Here is a 20,212-nt window from a genome sequence, read left to right on the forward strand (position 1 = left end):
CACCATCGACTCCGCGTTCGGCTCGTCCTCGGCGCGGGTCGCGGCCCGATCGCTCATCCGGCGGTGCAGGGCTTTCACGTTCCCGCCCAGGTCCGACAGGCGCGCCCACAACGCGTCCGTGACGGTGAAGGACGGACGCCGGGTGGGTTCCGCCCGTCCGGACTCGCGGGCGATCGCCAGCCAACGCCAGACCGTACGCGGAGACACCCCGGCCGCGGCCACGGCGATCCGCACGTGCACCGTCTCCAAAGATTTTGGCCTCGTCCAGCGCGAGAAGACGACCCACCACCAACCGGCGCGCCTGGGCCCGGTCCTGAGACACCGACGCGGGAGACGACGCTCGGGCGGCAGCAGCGGACGGTGGCGTGCGGGAGGTGACCGGGGCCGAAGACACCGGCGGCGGGGACGGCTTCGCACTCACACTGGCAAGCACATCCCGTCCTCGGGCCGGCTGACACAGGAATGTGCATCCCCACGACAGCCAGACCACGCATGTGCCAGCGCTCCCGAGCGCGCCACGACAGCAAATTGGTCACCCCACGTCAGCCATCAATCCCGCGAACAGACCGACAAAGCCCAACTCAACAAGAAGAAACCAAAACCGCCACCGCTGCCGGCAACCCGCTGACACAACCCCACACACTCACACTCAGACCGGCGGCGTGGGCCGGCTCTGTTCGTCCACCGTCCCCGGCAGGACCAGATCGGCCAATGCACGGTCGTAGCCGTCACCCCCACGACAACCGCGCCCAACTGACGACCAACCACCACGCACATACTCACATCAGCCGTCACCAAGGATGCCGATAGCCTCAGGAAGCGCCAAGATCGCCCTCCTACGCTTCGGATTCTCTTCCAACTCTGCACACTCACGCATCAAGGTTACGACCTCCTGACGCCCCTCTTCTGAGAGGTTTCGGAAAAGGGCCGCAGCTGGCTCGAGAATATCTGTGGCGACATCGGGGTCAATATCATCATCGTCCGTCAGATCAATCGATACCATGACACTTGTAAATGCTTGCACCAGGACCCGGTTAACATCCATCAGGGCACCACTTTCACTCGAATGTTTGTAATCAAGAGACTACCAAGAATAGTCCGCGCCCGCGCAGCCTGTCCCTCGGTAGGAACCTCCCACCGGCCGGTGTAGCCGTTCTGCTCAAGCGCTAGAGACTGATTCATAGCCTGCCGGTACGACTTGTCAAAGGTCGTAACGGCAGTCTTCCGATCAATCAGAACACCGTTTGCCGCGTCAAATCCATCGAATTTAATCTCCGACATATTTCTCGCGCCAGCCTTGTAGTACTGCAACGCTGGCGCCAGACCCGCCCTGGAACCTATCGCTCCAGAATCGTACACGCGAGCCGCAGAAGGCATACTAGCATTCTCATTTTTCCAATATATTTCACCATCGCAATTATGAACCAGAACCGCCATGGCACTTGCCCGTACATAGTAGGTGTGATCCACATCGACAGTCAGATCATGGGTGCGTTGCTGCTGGCGGAACGAGCGCACCGCGCCGACGCGAACCCAAGTGCCACTGGGGGTTCGTAGCCACTGACCCTGCTTCAGATCACCCGCATCGATCCACCTATTCAGATCAGGAACCCAAAATGGATGGTTGGCAGTGGCGACGATCGAGGCTTCGCCGCCGTCGATCGTGATGGTCAGATCGACAAATTGCTTGTCATCCTCGGTGGCAATGGAGCCCACAACAATGCGGGGCCGAGAGTCGCCTGTCTGCGGGTCGGTGGCCAAGACTTCGTCCCCCGGCTTTACATCCTGGATGAACTTTGTCGATCCGTCCGCCATCTGCACCTCAGTATCTGAAACGAAGCTGTGGCAAGGGCCCAACACCCGTACCTTCGTAACGGCTGCTAGGTCGATTAGCAATTCAGTCGAATGTTCGGCTGCCTTGCCCAATTGCCAAGAGTCGTCACAGCCCTTCACTTGGGCGCAGGCGCCGAGATCGACTTTGTATCCTTCTGCCTCCATCTGCTCTTCGAGCGCTTTTGATCCGCAAGCGATATCTGCACCGAGTTTGTCGGCGAACCTGCACGGCATGTCCAGAGTGTCGGCAACCCCGGAACCAAAGCCAGCTAGAAACCTCTCGACTTTGGAGCGTTTGGGAGTCACCTTTCCCTTCGTCATCGTGGGTATGATGGGAGGCTTGACTTTGCCGCAGTTCAGAGCCACCCAGTTGGTACAGCCGCTGCTATCGGCCGCCCGGGTCGCGTTGTTGACCGGCTGCACAGGGGCCGCAGGAGGGTTGGAAGGGGAGCTGGGGCTTCCTGGCTGCGGCTGGAAGTCGCCGCAGTCGTTCACACCAAGGACTCCGCAAAGTTCGCGGGCGCCACTGGGATCGCTGTAGGTGAGTGGGGAGTTGCTCGAGTAGGTATAGCCGTGCATCTGTTGGGCGTCGGTGAGATCCATGATCGGGTCGACGCTGATGAAGCGGCCGAGGGTGGGGTCGTATTCGCGGGCGGCGACGTGGGTGAGGCCGGTGGCGTCCATGGGTTTGCCAAGGAAGCCCTTGTCGTCGGGCCATTGGCCGTTGGCCTGGGTGGGTTGGGGGCCTCGGGGTTCGCCGAAGGGCTTGGATTGGCGGCGGGTGGCGGTGAGGGTGGCGGAGTCGAGGGTGCTGTTGGCGGTGCCGTGGTGGTCGGCCGCCATGTAGGTGAGGGTGCTCGGTCCCGTGCGGACGACGGTGGTGCCGCCGGTAGTGGGGTAGTAGCGGGTGCCGATGACGGGGCCGGACTGGTCGGTGTCGGTGGTGAGTTCGTCGGTGCCGAGGTAGAGGGTGGTCTTGCCGGCCTCGCGGCGGATGATGCGGTTGCCGTCGGCGTCGTAGAGGTAGTCGCTCGTGCTCGTGGCAGAGGTGACCTTGGTGAGCTTGTCCTCTTCATTCCAGGTGAGGGTCTGGAGGTTGGAGTCCGCGCTCGGGCGGGTCTTGGTGTTGCCGGATTGGTCGTAGGTCAGGCCGGTGGTGACGGCTTCACGCGTGCCGGTCTTGACGGTGACGGTGTCCAGGCGGTGGGTGCGGTCCGTGGACGTGGTGCCCGCGCGGTAGCCGTACTCCGTGGTGACGTTCTTCGTCGGGTCGTCGGTCGCGTCGTGCTCGACCAGTTTGGTGCGGTTGCCGACGAGGTCGTAGTCGAAGGACTGCCAGTACGGGTCCGGGCCGCCGACCGTGGACGGCGTCGGGGTCTGGGTGGCGCAGCCGCCAATGCCGGGGACATTGGGGGCAGGGAGGGTGGTGGTGCCGGCGGTGTCGGTCCAGGCTTCCTTCAGGCGGCGGTGGCCGTCGTAGGCGAAGCACTGGGTGTCGGTCGTGGTGCCGTCGCGGACGGTCTTGACGGAGGTGACGTCGCCGCTGGGCTTGTAGGTGTAGGACGTGGCATCGACGCTTGCGGTAGTACCGGTTTCCTTGTCCCAGTTGGTGGACAGCAGTCGGCCCGTGGCTGGGTCGTAGGTGCTGGTGAACGCGGCCTGCAGGGGGCTGTCACCGAGGGTGGCACGGGTGTTGCGGCCAAAGGCGTCGTAGAGGGCGCGGTTGAGGTAGGCCCGCTCGCCGCCGAGTTTGGTCCGTAGCCCCTGGGTGGTGTAGGTGCTGCGCAACGTCTCGGCGGGGAGGCCACCCTGGGCGGGCAGGTCTGTGGCCACCGGGAGGCCCAGGACCGGTTCGTATCGGGTGGCGGTGGTGTAGATGCCGGCGAGTTTGCCCTCGGTGGCGGGGATCGTGGTGCGGGTGCCGGTGGGACGGTAGGTGCCGGGTTCGAAGCCGGTGATCTCGTTCGTGTATTTGGCGCCGCTCTTACCGCCGACGTAGCGGGAGGAGCCGTCGGCCTGACCCTTGGCGTAGCGGTCGTAGGTCCATTCGGCGAGGAGGTTCGCGTCGGCGACCGTGTCCTTGTAGGAGGCGATCTTTCGGCCGAGGGCGTCGTAGGTGTAGGCGAGGTTCTGGCCGCGGGCGTCGGTGGTGCCGATGACGCGGCCGACGAGGTCGTAGCGGGTGTCGGACGGGCCCTTGTCGGGATCCTCGACGTGGCTCTTGCGGCCGAGGAAGTCGTAGGTGTAGGTCCAAGTGTTGCCGCCCGCGTCGGTGACCTTCTGGAGTTCCTCGCGTGGGGTGTAGGTGTAGGTGATCTTGGAATAGTCGGTGCCGGTGGGGCCTCCGCCGTTGAACTCGCGCAGTTCCTTCGGCTTGCCGCGGGCATCCGAGATGGACAGGGTCGCGGTGCCGCCAGCGGACGGGGTGACCCGGGTTTCGTCGGCGCCGGCGTAGGTGGTGGTGGTGCGCCACTGCTCGATGCCCTTGGAGGCGAACACCTGGGCGGTGGTGCGGCCCTGCCCGTCGTAGACGACCGCGTTCTGGCCGGGGACTTCGTTGTCGTTGCCGACGAAGACGGTCGTGCCCGGGTTCGAGGTGGTGTTCAGGTAGGGCTGGTTGATCTTGATCGGGCGGCCGAGGCTGTCGTGGAAGGTGTCGGTGATCCGCCGGCCGAAGTCGTCGTTGGCGGTGCTCGACTGGGTCTGACGTTCCTGGAGGAAGCTGTTGAGGATCTGGTGCGAGACCGCGTACTTCTTGTCGGTTTTGAGGGTGCGGGTGGTGACCACCGACGGGCCGGTCTTGCTGGGGGCGTACGCGAACTGCAGGTCCGCGTTCTCCGCCTTGGTGTGGCCCGGCTTCCACACCGCGATCAACCGGCCGAGGGTGTCGTACTCCTGCTCCACCACCAGGCCGTTGGCGTCGACCGCCTTGACCGGGAGGTTGCGGGCCCCGGCGTAGGTGGTGGTGGAGGTCCAGCCGCTGGGACCGGTGACGGCGACCGTGGTGGGCAGGCTGCCGGTCGTGGGGGTATAGGCGGTGGTGGTGACCTTGTTCTCGGCGTCGGTGGCCTTGGTGACGCGGCCGTACGCGTCGTACTCGGACTTGGCTGTGGTGACCCAGTTGGGGGTGCCGTCCGGCTTGTAGTCGATCACGGCGTCGGTGGAGGTGGTGTCGCCGATGGAGCCGACCTCGCCGTACGGCTTGTTGTCGTACAGGGTGTGGGCCCAGGCGTAGACGGTGTCCTTGTTCCTGGTGGTGTCGCAGTTGCCGACGAGGGAGATCGTCTCGACGGGTTTGCCGATGATCCACGCCGCGGTGTTGTGCGTGTAGGTGGTCTTCGTGCAGTACTCGGGCAGGCCGTCGGCCTTGTCCGACACCGTCTCCGGGAGGCCGTGGAGGGGTTCGAAGGTGGTGGTCTTGGAGGTCTCGCGCCAGGTGACGGTATCGGCGAGGAGGCTGCGGGTGCGGGACTTGGAGGTGGCCGAGCGGCGGGCCTCAAGCGGCGGTAGGCCGCGAGCGCGGGCATGAGTAGCGGTGACCGCCGAGGAGAAAGGGGTGTTCAGGGACGTGGTGGCGACAGTGCCACCCGCGCCGGTGAACGTCTGGGTCTCGTAGGCGAATCCGGCGTTCTGGTTCGCGTCGAGGATGGCTTGGCCGGTGGAGTCGGTGAGGGTGACGGCGCGTTTGGTGCCGTCCTTCTTCACGTCGGCGTCCATACCGCGCAGGTAGAACGTCGCGGACTGCGTCACCGCGTCCTTGGGCGCCACGCCGGAGCGGGTGATGACCTGGCCGTAGCCGCGGTATTGGTTCCAGGTGCGGCGGTCCTTGCTCTTCGGCTTGGAGGCTTCCTTGTCCTCGGTGAGCTCGGAGTCGTCGCGGTGCCAGGCGGCGCCGCCTACGTACTCGTAGCGGGTGGAGCGGTTGGGGGTGGTGGTGGCGATGTCGTGTTCGGTGACCTCGGCGACGGTGTACTTGTGGAACCAGTGCAGGACCGGTTCGGAGTCCTCGTCGTAGTTCCACCACATCGGGTAACACGCCTTGGTGTTGGCGTCCGGGGTGGGCAGCGTGGCCGGGGTGCACTCGGGGTCGTTGTAGGTGACCGTGGTCTGGCCGCCGGTCTCGTTGGTGATGCCCTTGAGGCGGCGGCGGTTCATCGGCGGGGCGAGGTCGCCGCCGGCGTCGACGCGGTTGGGCATGAACTCGCCGACGAAGTCGACCGAGGGGACGTCGATCTTGTTGGTGCCGTCCCAGGCGGTGCGGGTGATCGAGTTCAGCCACAGCGTCGGGGAGGAGCCGTCCTGCGGGTCCGGGTAGTCCTGGTCGAGGGCGTACTCGTCGACCGTCTGGTACGTCGAGCCGGCCAGGGACTGGGTGGTGATCTTGGTCAGGCGGCGGGTGGAGAAGAACGACTGGCCGTACTCCTCGCACTTGCCCGTGGTGGCGCACTGCTTGTCGACGGGCACGTCAGGCCACTTGGCGGCGTTGGCCTTGGTCATTTTGGCCGGGTCGCAGTCGAAGCCGTCCTTCTTCAGGCAGCGCTCCGCGGTGTCGAAGAGGACCTGGGCGGTGGGCTGCGTGGTGTCGGTCTGCTTCGAGCCGTAGGTGATTTTGGCGAGGGTGCCGCCGCGGGTGTACTCGGTCAGGGTCCCGGAGCCGACGAGGATCGCGCCGCGGGTGTAGCGGTTGGTCTCGGCGTTGTACCAGTAGGTGACCATGCCGCCGCGGGCATCGACGACGTAGTCGAGGTTCCAGCGCCACGCCTGCTGGCACCACGACGCGTCGAATCCGGACGCCTTGTTGCACGGTTCGCCCGCGTGGTTGCCGTAGACGGGCGCGAACCAGGTCGAGTTCGTGGGGGTGTCCTGGTTGTTGCCGCCGGGCTTGTGGCCCACGCCGAAGTAGTACTGGACGCCGTCGCCGGTGGTCAGGCGCCAGTACTCGCCGTTGTCGTCGCCGTTGATCGCGTCGGTCAGCGGTTCGATGCGGGAGTCGTCGTCACCCTCGAGGCGCCACTTGGTCTTGTCGGTGTCGTCCTGGATCAGGGTGGAGGACTTGCCGTTGAGGGACAGCGTCAGGGAGTTGCGGTTCGACCAGCACTTCTCGCCGGACTTGTCCTGACCGTCGCGCGCGCAGGAGTCGTAGGAGCGCTCGACGAAGCCCGGCGAGTATTCCCAGCCCTCGCCGATCCACGACGCCTGATTGTTCGTGGAGGTCGTGCGGCCGTCCACACTGCCCGAGTTGTAGGCCAGGTTCAGTGCAGGGGCGGTGCCGCCGATCGCGGGCGGGACGGCGATTCCGTACGACCAGTTCATCGAACCGGAGTTGCCGCCCGCCGACCACTGGCCGGACGGGGACAGCGAGGTCGCCTTGTAGTCGCCGGACGGGCCCGACGCGTCGGCGGTGACCGCGAGCAGCATCGCGCCCGGGGTTGCGCTTGCGGAACGGGCGGCGGTTGCGGACAGGTCGACGTCGGCGAGTACGCGGTTCTTGACGCGGTCGTTGCGTCCGCCCGCGACCGGGGACTTGATCCGGCACTCGGCGGCATCGGGGGTGGTCAGCGCGCACTCGGGCATCGACACCAGGCGCAGGCGGGAAGACCAGTCGGCGCCGAACGCGTCGCGGAAGCCCGCGTAGTCGACGCCGACGGTGACCTTGCCGGGGTTGGTGGCCGCGTCGGTGGGGCGGACGGTGATCAGGACGCCGTCGACGCCGGCCTTCTCGGCGGCGGCGTGGTCGGCGACGGTGACCTTGACCCGGCCCGGGGTGGGCGCCGTGCCGGTCGGGGGTGCGGCGAGGGTGTTCGGGCGCAGGGGGCCGGGGGTGGCGGCGGTGGGGGTGGTGATCCAGACGGGGGTGCCGGGGGCGTTGCCGCCGGTGGGCGCGGCCAGCAGGGACGATCCTCCCCGCGCGACGAATGAGGAGGCGGGCGCGGGGGCGGTGTCGGCTTCGGCGGGCTTGGGCCAGGTGGTCGCGGTGGGTTTCCAGGGGCGGTGGCCGTCGCCGGTGAGCGGGCGTGCGTCCGGTTTGGGTGCGTCGTGGCCGCCGACGGAGGGTGTTTTGGGCAGGTCGCGTGGGGACCAGCCGTCGGTGTCGGGGCGGGTCTCGATCCAGTCGACGGCCTGGGCCGGGGCCACGCTCGCCGTCAGCGCCAACACCGTCGCGCCCGTCACGAACAGGCGCGCCGCACCGGCCCCTCGAGTCCGCCGGGACTTTTTCGATCCCCACGACCAACCACGCACGACGACCAACCCCCACCCGGACGGATCCCGCCCCCGAACAGGCGAAAGATCACAGACGGAGCGCACGGTAGGCCGTAAATCCCGGGCGGGTAAAGGCAGTTCCCGGAGGCGGATGTGTGCTTCGTCACTACAACCCAAACGGTCGTCCGAGAGTCCTCGGCCCGACCAAATCACCTGTCGGGGTCCATAGTTCAGCAATCCGCGCACGCGTCCAGGCGACTTGCAACCTTGTCGACACATTCATCGAGTCGATGTGATCTGTGCCACGTGGTGCGGGCTTGCAGCCAACCGGTACGTTCCGCGCATCTATGCGCGCTCGCGCCCCGTATCGCCAACTCTCCCGAGGAGTCACCCTCATGGGGCACCCGCCTCCCCGCCCACGCCCGTACGCGCGACGACTGTCGGCGCTCGTCGGCTCACTCGTCACCTTGTCGATGACGTGCGCCGTCGGCGCCGTCGGCGCCGCGCCCCGCAGCGCGCCCACCACCGTGAGCGGAGCCCCCACCGCGGGCAGCATCGTAGGCGCCACCGCGGATGCCCTGTCGGCCGACGCGAAAACAGCGGCCGAGGATCAGGCGCGAGCGCGGGCCGTGCGTACCGGAGTGCCCGTTCCGGTACCGGAGTTGACCACCGAGACCGATACCGTCACCGCCAATCCAGATGGGACGCTCGGGCTCAAGCGCACCGTCGAACCCTCGCGCACGAAGAAGACCGGTGTCTGGCGCGAGCTCGACCCCACCCTCGCCCGGGCCGCGGACGGGACGCTACGGCCCGCCAGCACCACCGGCGATCTGACACTGGGGGGCGGCGGCTCGACGCTGCTCGCGTCGATGACCAACGACGGCCGCAGGCTCGCCTTCACCTGGCCCACCGCGCTGCCCACGCCCGTCCTGACCGGCAACGGCGCGCTGTATCCGGGCGTGCTGCCCGACGTCGACCTCAAGGTCGTCGCCGGTGAACAGGGCGGTTTCGCCCACACCCTGATCGTCAAGACCCCCGCGGCGGCGAAGAACCCGCAACTGGCCACGCTCAGGCTGGGGATGACCACCGACGGCGTCACCGTCACCGAGGCCAGCGACGGGTCGCTGGCCGCCAAGTCCCCCGACGGCAAGGTCGCGTTCACCGCACCCGCACCGAGGATGTGGGACTCGCGCACCACCCCGAGGCAGACGCCGGCCGCGAGCGCGAAGACGGCGTCCGCCCCTGCCGGTGCGGACGCGTCCCCGGCGATACCGGCGGACGAACTCGCCTCCACCGACAGGCGCCCGGGCGCGCACGCCACGACCGCGCCGCTGGAGACCGCCGTCGCCAGCACCTCGCTCACCCTGACCCCGGACGCGACCCTGCTCCGCGCCCCGGACACCGTCTTCCCGCTGTACATCGACCCCGACTGGGTCCCCATGCTCGACCGGGCAAGCATGTACAACTGGGTCCAGCAGGCCTACCCCGACACCTCGGGACGCAAGAACCTCGACTGGATGCCTGGCGCCGGATACCAGCGCTACACCGCCCCGACAGGACTGGAACGCTCCTTCTACCGGGTCGACTACAACTGGAAGGGACGCCTGGACGGCAAGCTGATCAAGCGCGTCACCTTCAACACCACCCAGGTCTACTCCGCCCTGAACAGCTGCCTACCCACCGACGCCCAGCCGGTTTACCTGCACCTGACCGCCGACACCCTGGACGAGAACACCACCTGGCGCACCCAACCCCACGACCAGGGCCTGTGGGCGACCACCTCGGTACCGGGCACGAACAAACCCACCTGCGGGAACCGCCTCGTCGACTTCGACATCACTGCCAACCTCGCCGGCCACCAGAACTGGGAATACCTCACCCTCGGCGTCTACGGCAAGGAAACCCCGGAGAACACCTCCAACAACGGCTTCAAGCGCTTCTCCCGCGACGCCGCGGACAACTTCATCTACATCGAGTACAACACCCCGCCCAACACGCCCACCAACACGCGGATGACACCCGTGCCCGTCAACGGCGCCGCCTCCGGCAACGCCGGATACATCGGCGCCGTCAACCCCGCGGTGGGCGGGGTGAGCCTGTACGCCACCGTCAGCGATCCCGACGCGGCCCAGAGCGTCAGGGCACAGTTCCACCTGCGCGAGGTCGGCAACGGCGATCCGCTGGTATACGACAGCGGCTGGATCTCCCGAGGCGCCAACGGCCACGAGGCACGCGCCGACCTGCCCGCCGGAATCCTGGTCGACGGCAAGAGCTACCGGTGGTCCGTACGCGCCGACGACGAGGACGTCCCCGGCAACTGGGCACCCGACACCACCTTCACCGTCGACGCCACACCACCGACCACACCCACGACCACCAGCGTCGACTACCCCACGGGCGGCGGCGGCAGGACCGCGGGCGACAAGGGCACCTTCACCTTCACCGCCACCGACAACGCCTCCGGCGTCGACACCGTCGAATACGCGCTCAACGCCGTCATCCCCGTCGGCGGCGCCGCCCGCGCCACCCGGGACGACATCACGAACACCTGGCGAACCGAACCACTGCCGGTGATCAACTGGGGCACCAACGCCCTCTACGCACAAACCGTCGACAAAGCCGGCAACCGCTCACAACCCACGATCTACAAGTTCTACGCACCCTCCAACCCCAACGCCAAGACCACCCTCGGCGACATCACCGGCGACGGGCGCATCGACCTGCTCACCGTCGACGACACCGGCGCACTGCGCATGTACGCAGCCGACACCGACCCCGCCGCAGGCGGCACCATCGCCTCACGCACCTTCCAGGGACCGGCCGGCACCGAGGACCAACCCACCTGGACCGGGTCACTGATCACCCACCGCGGCGGCGCCGGAATCACCTACGACGACCTCTACGCCCACGCGGGCGGGCAGCTCTACCGCTACGCCACCGCCGGAGCCGGAGCACACGGCGAATACTTCACCAGCGGGGTCCGCGACGGCGTCACCCGACCCGACACCTGCGTCGACGCCACCCGCCCCAACGGCACCTGCACCACCTACACACCCGACTGGACCCGGGTCAAGCAGATCCTCGCCCCCGGCAACGTCGACAACGACCTCAGCCCCACCCGCGCCGCCCGCCTGGACCTGCTCACCCTCGAGGACAACGGCAACGGCACCCGCAGCCTGTGGCTCTTCCACGGCGACACCAGCGCCGGCGAATTCGACAAGGCCATCCCCCTGGGCACCGCCGACTGGACCAACCTCGACCTCATCGCACCCGGCGATGCGAGCGGAGACGGGTTCCCCGACCTGTGGGCGCGCAACCGCGTCACCGGTCAGCTCTACCAGTACGCGTCGCGCAAGAACACCGACGGCAGCGTCGACATGACCGCGCTCGGCAACACCGCGGCCCGCACGCTCATCGGGACCGGATTCGACGCGGCCGCCTACCCCAAGCTCACCTCCGACGGGGACCTCGACGGGGACGGCAAGGCCGATCTGTGGGGGCAGGCCGCCGACGGAAGGCTGTACGTGTCGTTGGGGATCACCCCCGGGGCGGACGGGAACGCGTTCGGGCCGATGCGGCTGATCGCCGACAACCAGACGCCGTGGACCACCTGCGAGAAGTTCGCCTCCGCGCAGGACGCGAACGTCAAGATCGACCTGTGCGGGCCGATCCTCGCCAAGTACAAGGCCACCGGCGGACCCACCGGACCGCTGAGGCTGCCCACCGGCGGAGTGCAAAGCGACGGCGGCATCGGGAAGTTCGCCGACTTCCAGGGCATCCTGAACGGCGGGGCCACCGACGCGCACATCAACTGGTCGCCCACCACCGGAGCCTGGTTCCAACGCGGGGGCACCCGCGCTCGATGGCTGCAGAGCGGCGCCCTGAACGGCCCGCTGGGCTATCCCGTCTCCGACGAGGACGTCGTGCGCGACGGCGCCGGGACCGATATCGGCCGCATCACCCGCTACGCCGGCACCCCCGACACCGGGGCCGGGGCCGTGACCTGGAGCCCGGACACCGGGGCGCGCGTGATCACCGGGCAGACGTACAACCGGTGGCAGGCCACCGGCGGACCGCGCGGAACCCTCGGGTTCCCCGCGACCGACGAGGCGAACACCCCCACCAGGCCCGGCACCTACACCCACTTCCGCACCCCCGGCGCGAGCGTCGACAACGGATCCGTCTACACCAGCCCCACCGGCGGCGCCCAGGCCGTCTACGGCAACATCCGCACCCGATGGGCCGAACTGGGGTGGGAGCAGGGGTACCTCGGGTTCCCCACCAGTGACGAGTACGACGTCGCGGGCGGGCGCCGCTCTGACTTCCAGGGCGGGTATGTCCGCTGGAACGGCATCACCGGGGCCACGGTCGATCATCTTCCGGGCGACTCCACCCGGGACCGGCGCAACGAGTACGCCGGGGACTTCGACGGCGACCACCGCGCGGACGTGTTGACCGTGTACGACTACGGGCAGTCGACGACGGCGTTCTTCCTCTCGTCCGGGAACGCGGACGGCACGTTCACCGCGCCGCGGCAGGTGTGGGCGAGCCTGGCCGGACACTGGGACACCACCCGGGTCAAGTACACCGTCGGGGACTTCGACGGCGACGGACGCACCGACATCGCCGCACTCCACGTGTGGAACGACGGCAGCACCTCGCTGTTCAAGTTCATCTCCCACCCCGGCGGGATCTTCTCCGACCCGACCCCCGGATACGTGACACCCGCCGGGCAGTGGGACTGGAACCGGGCCATGGTCATGGCCGGCGACTACAACGGCGACGGCAAGGACGACGTCGCCATGGTCTACGCCCAAGTCGCCGACCCGGCGAACGGGACCACGACCGTGCACACCTGGGTCGTCCGCAGCGACGGCGCCTTCGGCACCCCCCTCCCCGGCTGGCAATCCGCACCCGGCGCCTGGAACGCCAACTCCGCCAAATACGCAGTCGGGGACTACAACGGCGACGGACGCACCGACATCGCCGCCCTGTACGGCTGGTCCGACGGCAGCGTCACCCTCCACACCCTCCTCGCCCAAACCGACGGCACCCTCGCCGCACCCGTACAGTCCTGGCGCGCCGCACCCGGCACCTGGGACTGGAACAAGACGCAACTGACCACCGGCGACTTCGACGGCAACCACCGCGTGGAGATCGGGGCGATGTACGACCTGGGGGCGGGCACCGCCGAGTTCCGGGTCTTCCCGACCACCACCGGTGGACTGTTCACCGACCCCGCCGTCGCCTGGCACTCCGCACCCGGCACCTGGGACACCGCCTCCGCCTACCCCGTCACCGGAGACGTCAACGGCGACGGACGCACCGACGTCGCCGCCATGTACGAATGGAACGACGGCTCCACCACACTCAACACACTGTCGGCCAAGGCCGACGGCACCCTCAACCCACCCACCCAGACCTGGAGAGCCGCACCCGGCACCTGGTAACACCCCACCGATCCACGACACACCCAACCAACCGGGCCCGGCACGCATCAGCGTGCCGGGCCCCGCCCGTCCCACCGAACACGCGAACATGCCCACAAACGGAAAGGATGCGGTGCGACGCAGCCCGCGGACACGACGAAACGGTCCCAGCCGGTCACCACCCGGCAAAGTCGGCGGGACTTCGCCACCACACTGCAGGCGACACGCCCGAGCCCGACGCGACGCCACGCGGCAGGGAAGAACGCCAGGCCCACCACTCCGCGTTCACGAGCGCCCGTACCCCCACCATCGACCCCCGCCACGAACATACGCACGCCAACGCCCCCAGGCCCGGAACGCAGACAACGGACCTCCGCCCGACCGACATTGATCCTCACCGGGCCCGCTGAGGTACCACGAAGGGTCCGGCCAACCACCGCCGCCACAACCCACACTCACACCGCCAGGCGGCGCCTGTACATGACCGCCACACCCCGCATACGGGAACCCCCACCCGCCCTGTCCGAAGACCCGCCGGTACCCGAACTCGACCAGGACGAGCACGAGGAGCGGACGGCCTACCAGCCGCGCGCTCGGGCGGGCCTCCGCGATCTGAGACTGCGATATCGGCTACCTCAGATAGCCATCCTCCCTATCGCGTCTACTTGCAATGTGCGACCTCGTGTCGCACTCCGGTACACAACCCCAGGACGCGGTGGCGGGGTTCGACGTCGAGGACGTCGAACATGCCCGCCACCACCGACGGATTCATGCAGCGTCTTGACGCTCACGTTCCGGGGTTTCTAGGGTGCGTTCAGTAGCCGCGCGGAAGGTGGTTCGCGATGCCCGGTGATCGTGGCGGTCCGCCCGCCCCGATTCAACCTCCGCAGCCGGATCCCAATCCGACTCCGGGTGACCCGTCCAAGGACGGCAGCACACCTCCCGGGCCCGGTCAGCGGCGCAAGCCGTGACCGTGGTCGGATCCGTTTCCCTGGCTACCCTGCTGGCGAACAAGGCCGTGTTACCGGACGGGTGGCGGCCGGTGTTCGAGTGCGTCGCGCGGGAGGATTTCGTCCCCGATCGCATCTGGCCCGAGGACGGCGAGATCGTCGTCGACCGCCGCCGTGATCCGGACGCGTGGCGGGTGGCGGTGTATTCGGATCGGGCGTTGGTGACCCAGTGGGACGACGGCCCGCACGCGGGCGACGGTGCGGGGCGGTTGGCGATGTCGTCGGCGTCGGCGCCCTCGACCGTCGCCGAGATGCTCTTCGACCTCGACGCCGCCCCCGGTATGCGGGTGTTGGAGATCGGGACCGGGACCGGGTACAGCGCCGCGCTGTTGGCCGCGCGCGGGTGCGACGTCGTCTCCGTCGAGATCGACCCCGAACTCGCGGAGCAGGCCCGGGCGAATCTGGCGCGGGCCGGGTACGGCGACGCCGTCCGGGTCCTCGCCGGCGACGGAACCCTCGGACACCCCGACGCGGGCCCCTACGACCGGGTCCAGGTCACCGCCGGTGTCCGTCGCATCCCCGCGGCGTGGATCGAGCAGGCGAAGCCGGGCGCGGTGATCGTCATGCCCTGGGGCACCGACTACACCACCGGGGACTGCGCCCTGCGCCTGGTCGTCGACGACGACGGGCGCGCCGCGTGCGGGCCGTTCACGATGGCCACCGCGTTCATGAAACTCCGCCGCCAACGCCCCGACCGCCGCCACTACGGCACCACGACGCTCCCGGACGACTGGGCCGAGGCCGCCGCCGCGTCCACGACCTCACTCGGCTGGGACGACGTGGTCGCCGGGCCGTTCGACCCCGTCGGCTTCGTCCTGGGGCTGCACGTCCCCGACTGCCTCGCCCAACCCGTCCCGGACGGACACGCCGGCGGGACCTTGTGGCTGCATGGCTCCGACACCGGCTCGGGGCATTCCGTCGCCGCCATCGGGTTCGCCGCCGGGTACACTCCCCGTGTTCTGCAGAGTGGACCGAGGCGCCTGTGGGACGAGGTCGAGGCGGCGTGGCGCTGGTGGGTGGGGCAAGGACGCCCCACCGTGCACGACTTCGGCCTCACCGCCACCATCACCCCAGCCGCCGACACGTCGACCGTCGAGCAACTCGCGTGGTACCGCGACCGCAACCACCCGCTCGCCCCGGCGGTACACAACGTACGTCCCCACGGCACGGCACGGTGAGCACCGGGGCGTGAGGGTCATGTACCTCGGCTGTCGCCAGGCCTGACTCGGGCGAGTCACCGAACCTGCCCACATCGTCATCACAGGCGTTCGAGGATGTTGCGCAGGATGGTCTCCACGGACCGCGTGTCGTCGGGTGAGCTTGCTCCGCTTTGACGGACACCTTCGTTGTGGTGGTCAGGCTGCGAGTGCGGCTTCGTATTCGACGGGTGTGCGGTAGCCGAGGCTGCTGTGCAGCCTGCGGATGTTGTACCAGCCTTCGATGACCCTGTTGCCCAATTCGGGGGAGTTCACGTCGATCACCCGGTCGGAGTCGGCCGACGAGCGGATGCTGCTGATCAGGGGCGCGTGAAGGGGCCGCCCCGCAACAGGTGGTGGTCTGTGTCGATGGGATCGGCTTCCGGCAATGTTCCCGAGGGGACGAGTGCGGTCGCACATGCCGCGTTTCCCAAGGGGTGTCTCGCGATATCGAATCCACCTCGGCCGCCGGGGGCAGACCTGGACCCCGACGCGCACGCCGCCGCCACACTTCTGCGCCACGCCATGCTGGAGCTGCGTTTCGTACGCTACGCCGCCCACGCGGACGACGTCCCCGTGACGAAGTCGTGCGAAGCCTTCTCGGGAGCGGGCGAAGCGATCCTGGCCGCCGGGTCGCAACGCGGCGCCCGCCGCCGCGAGGCGGCCTTCCGGGACGTGATCCGAGCCTGGGCCGACCAAGCCGGCCCGGACATCACCCGCTGGATCGCCACCGTCCTCAGGCAACGCGCGGGCCGCCCGGACATCATCGACACCCTCCGCCCCGCACAACGAACAACCCCCTCCCTCGACGACGGCTCGCCCATGTCGCGTACGCCGTCGCAGGCGGTTCTCGTCATGGCCTCCTGGACGGCGACACACACCGACTACGAGACAGAGCGTCCGGCCGTCGCCCAAACTCCACCTCGCCCTGCCACCCCGCAACGACGACAACTCCTCGGCCCCCTAGCGACCGCGCACCGTCGGCTGCGCCGATCCGGACACCTTCCGCCTTCGCACCGATGCGTTCCAGGGACCCGGCAGGCTCGTCCGCGTGGGCAAGCCCACCACCGCCCGCGGTCTCGACCCGCACCAGGGTGCCCTGCACGTCGCGACCGGAGCCGGCCGGAGCGCGCCTGTGATCAGCGGGTGCTTTGGCTGAGTGTCGACCCGGATCGTCGCGGCGCGAAGGTGGAGGGCGGCGAGACCGCACTGCTCAACTGGGGAACACTCCCCGGCTACGGCGTGGCGGGCAGTGGCTCGTGCATGGTCGAGCAGTGGATGCCGCCGCCTCCGGCCATCAGGCGGTCGACGTCGATCTGGACCACTTCGCGGCCGGGAAATACCGCGGCCAGCGCTTCCTTCGCGGCGGCGTCCTTGGCGTGGTCGCCGAACTCGGCGGTAATGACGCCACCGTTGACGACGTGGAAGTTGAGGTAGGAGTCGACGAACGAGGAGCTGCGCGAGCGCACGGTGTCGGGACCGTGTACGGGGACGACTTGGAGGCGGCGCCCGCGGGCATCGGTGGCGGCGGACAGGATCGCGAACTGTTCGCGGGCGTCCCGCGCCCACGCGTCGTTGCGGTCGGGCGGTGGCAACTGGACCATGATGACGCCGGGCCGGACGAACCGGGAGGTGACGTCGACGTGGTCGTCCGTGATGTCCTTGCCCTTGATCCCCGGGAGCCAGATCATCTTCTCCGCGCCGTACGCGTCCAGCACGGCGGACTCGATCTCGTCGCGGTGCATGCCGCGGTTGCGGTTCTTGTTGACCAGGCTGCTCTCGGTGGCCATGACAGTGCCGTCGCCGTCGGTCTCCACCGCGCCGCCCTCGCCGACGAAGGCGGCATGGGAGTACCGCAGTCCCTGGCGCACGGCGAGGCGTTCGGCGACGAAAGCGTCGTCGTCGTGGACTTGTTTGTCGCCCCAGCCGTTGAAGTTGAGCACCACCGCATCCAGGCCGCCGTGCCGGTCGGGACGGAACACCGGAGCGATGTCGCGCATCCACAGGTCATCCGTGGGGATGTCCGTGGTCACCTCCACGCCGGAGCCGCACCGCGAGCGTGCCCGCTTCGCCGTGTAGTCGTCCGGGGCGCACATGACCACCGGCTCGAACTCGGCGATCGTCCGGGCGATCAGCGCGATGTCGTCCTGGACCTTGCCCAGCCGCAGGCCCCACACGCCTCGGCGCCACGGCCACGACATCCACGTTCGCGCGTGCGGCGCCTCGTCGGCCGGCACCCGGGCGTCGGTGGAACGGTCACCGCTGCTGTGGGTCACGAGGGTCTCCAAGTCGTGCGAGGCGATGTGGGCGCGCCCGAGAACGGGTGCCGTACCCGGCGGGTCCCCGCCACACACGTACGCGCAACCGGTCGGCCCGGATCCGGGCTCCGGCCCGCGTCATCGCAGATTACCTGACTGAAAATTCAGTCACTACATCGATGTGCGTTCACGGCGGCCGAGCGGCGGCACCGCGATGCTCAGAGCCGCGTGGTCGCTCCCTCGGCGGCGGCGAGTTCACGTTCGTGCGCGAGGTCGAGGTTGCGGCACAGCGCCCAGTACGCGACGGCCGAAAGTCATTCGCCGCGGCACCCACAGATCCGTCCAGGCCCTCGAAGCCGACATCCGCACGTGGATCCAGACCTGGAACGAGTACCCCAGACCTTTCGTCTGGACGAAGACCGCCGACGAGATCCTCAATTCCCTAGCGAAATATATCGCTAAGATTTCCGGCGCACGACACTACCTTCCCGCGAACGTCGGGGTCCGCGCCACCTTCTGGTGGACCTACCTGCCGAGCGCCGTCTCGGCGGTCTGGGTGTTCGTCCTCGGTTCGGCCGTCGCCGCCGTCGAGCCCGAACAGAGCGACCCGGTCACGGCGTTCAAGGCCGCCGGCGACTCGCTCGCGCCCGGGCTGGGATGGGCGATCGTGCTGCTGCTCTTCCTCGCACTGCTCGCCATCATGGCGATCAACCAGTACGGCGGATCCCTCGGCATCATCTCGATCATGGACTCGTTTCGACCGGTCGCCGCGACCCGAGGCTGCGGGTGGCCGCCATCGCGGCCATGGCGGTGGCGGTCTTCGTGATCGCCCAGGCCGTCGGCGCCGACCGGTTCAACGAGTTCTACGGCAACGCCCTGGTCTTCCTCGCCTACCTGTTCACCCCGTGGACGGCCATCAACCTGGTGGACTTCTTCTTCGTGCGGCGCGGAACGTACGTCATGGCCGAGATCTTCAAGCGCGACGGCCCAAGCCGACCAAGAGGAACTGCGGCAGCTGCGCGCGGACAACGTGGCCTTGATCCGCGTCGTCAACGTCTTGGAGCTGGAGAATCGGCAGCTGCGTGGCGAGGCCGCTCACCCTGGCGGAATCGTCCGCGCCCTGCCTCGGCACACCTGACCGGACAGGTGGTTCTGCTCGAGGAGAAAGAACGAGACGTGTAACACATGGCTCGGGCCGGTGCGGGGAGAACATGCCCAAGCGCTGACGGGCCGTGAAGCGACGATGTCCAGTTCGGTTACTTCCCGTCGCGGATCACCGCCGCGGGCGCGATCGGGCGTCCGGGCCCCACCGAAGGCATCGGTGGGTGGCCGGGTACCCCGTCTCCGCGAGGGCTGGGAGTCCGCGTAGTACATCTCTTCGTGGAACTGGGCACAGAGTGGGCAAGGCCAGTGCCTGCCGCTGCGTCGGGCGGTACCGGGCCCGGTGGGGCTGGACGTCGCCCTTGCGCGTGGTGCGGTGTCCGCGTTCAACCGTCACCACATGCAAGGCCCGCGACCCCGTTGTGCCCCTGCGTTCGGCAAACGTGGCGGCAGGCGGCACGCGGGGCGTCCACGAGCATCACCATGCAGCTTGACCTGGGCGGATGAGGTTCTCGGTGCCTTCAGGGGTGCTCAAGGGGTGTGGGGCGGAGTTCGCGGGTGATCGCGGTCAGGGCGAAGGACTGCGCGGAGGCGGTCTTCCAGCGCGGGTGGCCGAACATGGTGTCGATGGCGAGGCCGTCGAGCATGGCCATGGTGCGGACGACGAATTCGGGGGTGTCGACGGCGGCGAAGCGGCCGAGGGCCCGGCCCTCGGTGACGATGGCGTCGAGGTGCTTCGCCCAGACGGCGGTCAGCTCGGCGAGGAGTTGCTTGCCTTCGTCGTCGTGGCGCTGTGACAGTACCTGGGTCCACAGGGCCCAGCGCTCGTCGCCTTCGTGGTCCGGAAGGTAGACCTCGACGAACTTCGCCAGCTTCTCGGCTGGCGACGGGGCCAGCCCGGCTTCGCGGACGAACATGCCTCCGAGGTCGGCCTCGCTCCACACCAGGACCTCGAGCAGCAGGCGGTCCTTCTTGCCGAAGTGGTACAGGATGTGCCCGGTGCTCATGCCCGCCCGCTCGGCGATGTCGGACATGCGTACCTTGGCGGCGCCTTTCTCGGCGATGGCAGCCATCGCGGCCCGCATGGCCCGCTCGCGCGCGTCGTCGCCGCTGGGCTGACGCTTCCGGTCCACCGCGGTACGCGCGGGGAGCCGGTTGGCGTGTTCCGTCGGACTCATCCCCGG

7 protein-coding genes and 1 pseudogene are annotated in these 20,212 nt (G+C 68.4%); 4 read left to right on the top strand and 4 right to left on the bottom strand.

Annotated features, from left to right (window positions below; all coding sequences use genetic code 11):
- Nucleotides 1–784: 784 nt before the first annotated feature.
- On the bottom strand, nucleotides 785–1,045 hold the full coding sequence (locus ACMXN5_RS30565; protein ID WP_439678144.1) for a hypothetical protein: 261 nt from the start codon (nucleotides 1,043–1,045) through the stop codon (nucleotides 785–787).
- On the bottom strand, nucleotides 1,045–8,004 hold the full coding sequence (locus ACMXN5_RS30570; RefSeq protein WP_439678145.1) for an RHS repeat-associated core domain-containing protein: 6,960 nt from the start codon (nucleotides 8,002–8,004) through the stop codon (nucleotides 1,045–1,047). The genes ACMXN5_RS30565 and ACMXN5_RS30570 overlap by 1 nt, the downstream gene beginning before the upstream one ends.
- Nucleotides 8,005–8,429: 425 nt before the next feature.
- Between ACMXN5_RS30570 and ACMXN5_RS30575 the strand changes: the two genes are divergently transcribed.
- Entirely contained in the window at nucleotides 8,430–13,484 is a 5,055-nt protein-coding gene (locus ACMXN5_RS30575) for an FG-GAP-like repeat-containing protein (protein ID WP_439678146.1), read from the top strand.
- 1,021 nt (nucleotides 13,485–14,505) lie between these two features.
- Nucleotides 14,506–15,651, top strand: coding sequence for a methyltransferase domain-containing protein (locus ACMXN5_RS30580; RefSeq protein ID WP_439678147.1), 1,146 nt, complete (start codon nucleotides 14,506–14,508; stop codon nucleotides 15,649–15,651).
- A 1,253-nt stretch (nucleotides 15,652–16,904) separates the two neighbouring features.
- Here the strand turns inward: ACMXN5_RS30580 and ACMXN5_RS30585 are convergent.
- On the bottom strand, nucleotides 16,905–17,945 hold the full coding sequence (locus tag ACMXN5_RS30585; protein ID WP_439678148.1) for an agmatine deiminase family protein: 1,041 nt from the start codon (nucleotides 17,943–17,945) through the stop codon (nucleotides 16,905–16,907).
- A gap of 292 nt (nucleotides 17,946–18,237) precedes the next feature.
- Between ACMXN5_RS30585 and ACMXN5_RS30590 the strand changes: the two are divergent.
- Both ACMXN5_RS30590 and ACMXN5_RS30595 read left to right on the top strand, forming a co-directional pair.
- Nucleotides 18,238–18,393: pseudogene (locus tag ACMXN5_RS30590) on the top strand (IS630 family transposase); the annotation flags it as partial.
- Nucleotides 18,394–18,713: 320 nt separating this feature from the next.
- Complete coding sequence (locus tag ACMXN5_RS30595; protein ID WP_439678149.1) at nucleotides 18,714–19,109, top strand: hypothetical protein; 396 nt, start codon at nucleotides 18,714–18,716, stop codon at nucleotides 19,107–19,109.
- Between the two features lie 440 nt (nucleotides 19,110–19,549).
- Here ACMXN5_RS30595 and ACMXN5_RS30600 read toward each other — a convergent pair whose 3' ends face one another.
- On the bottom strand, nucleotides 19,550–20,206 hold the full coding sequence (locus ACMXN5_RS30600) for a TetR/AcrR family transcriptional regulator (RefSeq protein ID WP_439678150.1): 657 nt from the start codon (nucleotides 20,204–20,206) through the stop codon (nucleotides 19,550–19,552).
- Nucleotides 20,207–20,212: the final 6 nt, after the last annotated feature.

This window comes from Embleya australiensis, assembly GCF_051903075.1.
Lineage (GTDB): Bacteria > Actinomycetota > Actinomycetes > Streptomycetales > Streptomycetaceae > Embleya.

What these genes read in the sequence shown, in the direction of transcription:
- ACMXN5_RS30565 (WP_439678144.1), bottom strand. Translation starts at nt 1,045, where the DNA reads ATGGATGTTAACCGGGTCCTGGTGCAAGCATTTACAAGTGTCATGGTA.
- ACMXN5_RS30575 (WP_439678146.1), top strand. Translation starts at nt 8,430, where the DNA reads ATGGGGCACCCGCCTCCCCGCCCACGCCCGTACGCGCGACGACTGTCG.
- ACMXN5_RS30600 (WP_439678150.1), bottom strand. Translation starts at nt 20,206, where the DNA reads ATGAGTCCGACGGAACACGCCAACCGGCTCCCCGCGCGTACCGCGGTG.